Origin of the sequence: Frankia sp. Mgl5 (assembly GCF_023242985.1) — a bacterium.
In the GTDB taxonomy this organism is placed as follows: domain Bacteria; phylum Actinomycetota; class Actinomycetes; order Frankiales; family Frankiaceae; genus Parafrankia; species Parafrankia soli.
The window spans coordinates 1-5,400 of the sequence record NZ_JALKFY010000687.1 but is presented as its reverse complement, the minus strand read 5'-3'; the positions used below and the strand labels follow the sequence as shown (position 1 = coordinate 5,400).

The 5,400-nt window shown below is 68.9% G+C and carries 2 protein-coding genes and 1 pseudogene; all 3 read right to left on the bottom strand.

What is annotated here, in order from left to right; all coding sequences use genetic code 11:
- Positions 1-3,098: branched-chain amino acid ABC transporter permease/ATP-binding protein (locus MXD62_RS25480; RefSeq protein ID WP_248831956.1), on the bottom strand; the 3,098-nt coding region annotated here is incomplete at its 3' end.
- Between the two features lie 130 nt (positions 3,099-3,228).
- Positions 3,229-4,515, bottom strand: a complete 1,287-nt coding sequence (locus tag MXD62_RS25475; protein ID WP_248831955.1) for an ABC transporter substrate-binding protein — start codon at positions 4,513-4,515, stop codon at positions 3,229-3,231.
- Between the two features lie 636 nt (positions 4,516-5,151).
- Positions 5,152-5,400 (bottom strand): annotated as a pseudogene (locus tag MXD62_RS25470) (hypothetical protein); the annotation flags it as partial.

Sequence of the window (5,400 nt, the reverse complement as noted above, 5' to 3'; positions counted from 1 at the left end):
GGTGCCGGTGCCGGTGCCGGTGCCGGGGTGGTCTCCGCCGCTGGCGGTGGAGTGGTCTCCGCGGCCGGTGCCGGGGTCGGGGTGGTCTCCGCGGCTGACGGCGAGGGGGTCTCCGCAGCTGACGGGGAGGCGGTCTCCGGCGGTGCTGCGGCTTCCGTCTCTATCTCCTCTATCTCCTCTATCTCCGCCTCGACCTCTGCCGAGGCGTCGTGGACGGAGCCGAGGTAGGCGTCGGCGACGGCGCGGTCCGCGCGGATCGTCGCGGGATCCCCCTCGGCGATGACCTTGCCGAAGTCGAGGACGTAGATGTAGTCGCACACGGACAGCACGAGGGAGACGTCGTGATCGACGAGGATCACGCCGACCCCGGTGTGGCTGATCGAGCGGATGCGCTCACCGAGCCAGGCGGTCTCGGTGGTGTCGAGTCCGGCGGCGGGTTCGTCGAGGAGCAGGGCCCGCGGGCTGGTGGCGCAGGCCCGCGCGATCGAGACCAGCTGCCGTTCGCCCTGGCTCAGTTCGTCGGCGTGCCGGTCGGCCCGGTCGGCGATGCCGACCAGGTCGAGCGCGGCCGCCAGGGCGCGGTGACGTTCGTCCCCGCGCGCGCCGAACAGCGCCGCGCTGACGTTCTCCTCGACGGTGAGGTCGTCGTAGAGCTCCAGGGACTGGAATGTGCGGGCGAGGCCACGCCGCACCCGCGCGTGTGTGGGCAGGCCCTCGATGGGCTCTCCGCCGAGCTGGATGGTGCCCGAGGCCTGGGCGAATCCGGTCGTCGCGTCGATCACGCTTGTCTTGCCCGCGCCGTTCGGCCCGATGAGGCCGACGATCTGGCCGGCGTGGACGCGCAGCGAGACCTCGGAGACAGCTGTCACGCCACCGTAACGAACAGTGAGTCCGCTGATGTCGAGCACCGTGGCCGCCGGCTGCGCCGGTTCGGTTGGTTCCGCCTGGTCGGTACTTGCCGGTTCGATTGGTTCCGCCGCCTGGTCGGCGCCTGCCGGCTGCGTCGGCACGGTCGGTTCTGCTTTGGCGGTACTCACCGGTTCCGTCTGGTCGGTGCTTGCCGGTGCGGGGACGCTGGTCTTCGTCGTGAGGTCGGCCTCGGCGGCTGTGGGCTGCTGGGGTGTCAGCCTCTTGGCCTGCTCCGGGGAGGTCGGTGTGCGCTTGCGGTGGCGTAGTCGGTCCAGTCGGTCGGCGAGCTCGTGGCCGCCGGTGGCGAGGCCTTCCGGGTGACCGATGAGGGCGACGAGGAGCCCGATGCCGGTGATGACCGGGAACCAGTCGCCCAGGTGGACCCAGCGGTCCATGGCCACGAAGGTGATGCCGGACGCCGCCATGATGCCGGCGAGGATGCCGCCGTAGACCGAGGTGACGCCGGCCAGGTACGCGGTCGACAGCAGGGCGAGCCCGCCGATCGCGGTGAACGAGTCGAAGGTGACGACACCACGCCGGTAGGCCAGGAGGCTGCCACCCAGGCCGGCGATGAACGACGCGATCGCGAAGCTGGCGACCTTGATCGCCACGACGTTGATCCCGATGCCGGCGGCGGAGTGCTCGTTGGCGCGGACCGCGAGCATGGCCGAACCCAGTGCGCTGGTCCGCAGCCGGGCGACGCCCCAGGCCACGGCCACCAGGACCGCCAGGCACAGGAGGCCGAAGGGAATGCGGGGGAAGGCGTGGCCGGTGCCGATGCTGAGGTCGAGGCCGAACAGCTTGGGCTGGGTCACCTCGGCGCCCTCGCTGCTGACGATCTGGGTGTTGCGGAACCAGACGGCCTCAATGGCGTAGGCCAGGGCGAGGGTGACGATGCCCAGGGTCAGTCCCCGCAATCGCAGGGCGGGCAGCCCGATCACCACGCCCAGCACGGTGGCCGCGAGCGCGGCCAGCAGGGGCGCGAACGGGAACGGGACGTGCCAGCTCTGGGTCAGGCCGCTCAGCGTGAACGCGGCGCTGCCGGCCAGCGCGAGCTGGGCCAGCGACACCTGGCCGGCGTAGCCGGTCACGACGACGAGAGACAGGCCGATGATCGCGGCGATGAAGGTGCCGATGACCGCGCTTCGCCAGGTTCCGGTGGTGGCCAGCAGGGCGATCACACCCACGGCGGTACCGAAGACCGTGGGCAGTGTCAGGGAGCGCGGCCGGGGTGCCCGACCCAGCGGTTGCCGAACCAGACCGCCCCGGACTGTCAGGCCCCGCCCAGTGGCCAGCAGCGCCAGCAGGATCACCACCAGCGGGACGAGCTCCGACGCGCCTGTCCTCGGCAGCCACCACACCTTGTCGGCGGCCAGCGAGAGCGCTTCGGACTGGACCATGCCGATGGCGATGCCGGCGGCCACGGTCGGCACGAGGTTGGTGAAGCCACCGACCACGGCGGCGGCGAGGGCCGGCACGACGAACAGCGTGTAGGTGGTCGGGGAGAGCGGGGTCAACGGTGCGATGAGAATGCCGGCCGCACCGGCGGTCACGCCGCTGATCATCCAGTTGAACAAAGCGATTCGGTCCGGGGAGACACCGCTGACGTAGGCGCCGGTCTGGGATTCCGCCACCGCCCTCGTCAGCAGCCCGAATCGGGTGAAGCGGTACACCGCGGTCAGCGCCAGCGTCAGGACCACCACGGCGACGACGAGATAGAGGCGGTCGGACAGCACCTTCGCGCCGCCGAACTCCCACCGTTCCTCCGGGAAGATCGCCTTGACGCTGACGGGCGCCGTACCGAGCCGGATCGCCATCACCGACTGGATGACCACCAGAACACCTAGCGACGCCACTGCCCGGGCCAGTGGAGGCGCCTCGCGCAGAGGCCTGAACACCACCAGGTACAGCAGTGCGCCGAGTAGTGCCCCGAACGTCAGGGAGAGCGCTGCCGCCGGTGCCAGCCCCCACTCTCCGCCAACGTCAACCGTGGCGGGCAGTCCAGGTAACAGGACCAGCAGCTCGCCGTCGCGTAAGGAGCCGTAGGAGTAGGCGACGTAGAGCGCTACCGCCCCGGTCGCGAAGTTGATGACTCCCGAGCTCCGGTAGGTGATCACGAGCGCCAGTCCCAGCGCCGCGAACACCCCTCCGTTTCCCAGGCCCAGAAGTAGCGAACCTATATGTTCCATCACGATCTCCTGGCATCTTTCAGTTCAGTCCTGCAAAACGCGGGCCGGTTCGGCCCCCCACTCGGGCAGACGCCGAGTGGGGGGCCGAACCGGCTATCGAGAAATACGTCGATGAGTGGTTACGCGGCCGTCAGTCCGGGATCGGAGAGGTGCCGAGAACCTTGTACTCCGTAGGCTGACCATCGCTGTCGAGAGTCGTGGACAACCCACCGCGCACGCAGGCCGCCGGCTGGTCCGGGTAGGCCTTGCCGTTGCAGCGGAACTTCAGCCCGGAGGCGCCCGGAAGCTCCTTCTCGGGTGCCGCCTTGATAGCGGCGGTGACGGTCGCCGGCGTGATCTCACCCTTGATGTCCTCGAGTGACGCCGCGAGACCGCCGAACGTGACGAACATGCCCCGACCCGCGGACGAGCCGGTGTCGATGTCCTTCCCGTAGGTGTCGATCACGGCGTTGTAGAGAACGCTCGACGGGTCGTCCCCGCCGACCGGAACGGAGGCGCCGATGACCATCCCGTCCAGGTCGTCCCCGGGCACGGCCTTACGGGTGGCGTCGGTGATGCACTGCGAGATGGCGCTGGTCGTGCCCTCGAACCCGACCGCCCGCAGGCCGTTGATCGCGCTGATGCAGAACGAGTCGTTGCCGATGATGAACACGACGCTGGACTTGTCACCCGCGACGCTCTGCAGCTGCGGCGTCATGTCGGCCGTACCCGGAGCGATCCGGATGAGCTCGTATTCGAGCCCCGCCTTCTTCATCAGCGGCGGCGCGAGGTCCTGCGCGTTGTGGAGGGCGGCCGGCACGTCGATGACGACCTCGGTCACCTTCTTGAGGCCCTTGTCCTTCGCGAGGCTGATCGGCAGCTGCAACGTCGCGAACGTCGGATCGCCTATGGTGAAGCTGTTGGGGTCGGACAGAATCGACGGGCTGCCCGCGCCGAAGAACATCACGGGTATGTCCGCTTCGGCCAGCGGCTTCCACACACCCTCGGCCACCGCCGACTCGCCGACCGCGACCGCGACGACGTCCTTCTCGATCATCTGGTTCCCGCAGTCGGTACCCCTGGCCGGGTCCGCCTGCGTCTCACACGTCACCAGCTCGACGGGCCGGCCACCGATGCCCCCGCGATGCTCGTTCAGGTACTTGGCGGTAGCCTCCGCGACGGCGAACTGGACGGAGTTGTCGATGGCGGCAGACTTGCCGTCCGAGACGATCCCGATTTTGACGGGCTCGCCGGCGGCCTTGTCGACCGGCCCGAGCGCGTTGGCGGCCGCGGCCGTCTCGGTCGGGGTGGTGGCATCCTCGTCGTCCGAGCTACACGCGGCGACGAACAGGAGCGAGGCCAGAGGCAGGGCTAAGAGCGCCCGCGCCGACCTCCGACGCGACCACCTTGTTCGGTCGCGTGGCACCGTGTTCTGCATATGCCTTCCACCTCTGAGTCATCGAAGTTGTCTGCACGCGGCACCATCAGCCACGAAAAACAGCCCTGCCGGGAGCAGGTGGCTCTCACAAGGCCGTGTTTAGTTGGCTGGCCATTGTCCGGCGGACGAGTGAGCACATGTTCCCAACTTTCGACGTCAGCGTCAATGACTTAGGCTGCCCTCAGGTGATCTTGCTGGGTGGTGCGGTCAAAACGAGATCATGATCAAGGTGATGGCGGCTCCGTCGTGGAAGTGGTAGCCGTGTTTGGTGTAGCGGGAGGCGAGCGGGCGAGGCCTGCCTCGGGGCCGGCGGCCGGCCGTCAGGGGGTGGAGCCGTTTGGTCTGACGCGTCGGCCGGAGCGGCGCCGTGAGTCCACCGTGGTCAGCCCGGTGCAACCGGCGACGCCCGCACCGCGGGCTCCGCCTCCCACCGGCCTGGTCCGACCACCCCTGGCCGCCGCCGCGACGGACCGGATCGGGCGCTGGTCCGTCCTGGGCGTCCTAATCAACGAATACGGATGGGCCGCCTTATGATCGGGACCCATCAATACGGTGGCCGAGTTCTGGCACTCGAAAGATCGAGAAAATTCAGTCGCGGTCGCTACTGCGACGGAAGCGGTCCTTCGGCGCCGGCCCTTATTCGCGTCCGGTGGCCGCATTCGCCGAACTCGCCCGCGTCGTCCGGCACCCATCCGCACTCTGTGAACACCTTGAGCACCAGGATCGCCGGGCGTGGCTGCCGAGCAGGTCCAGGGTGCCGAGGTCGCGGATGGCGGCGCACGCGTTTGTGATCATGGAGAGGAACATTCGGTCGGAGTTCTCGGTGGGTTCGTTGGTCGCGTAGACGGAGCCGAGCACGGTGAGTAGTGGTGCCTGTGGGGTTCC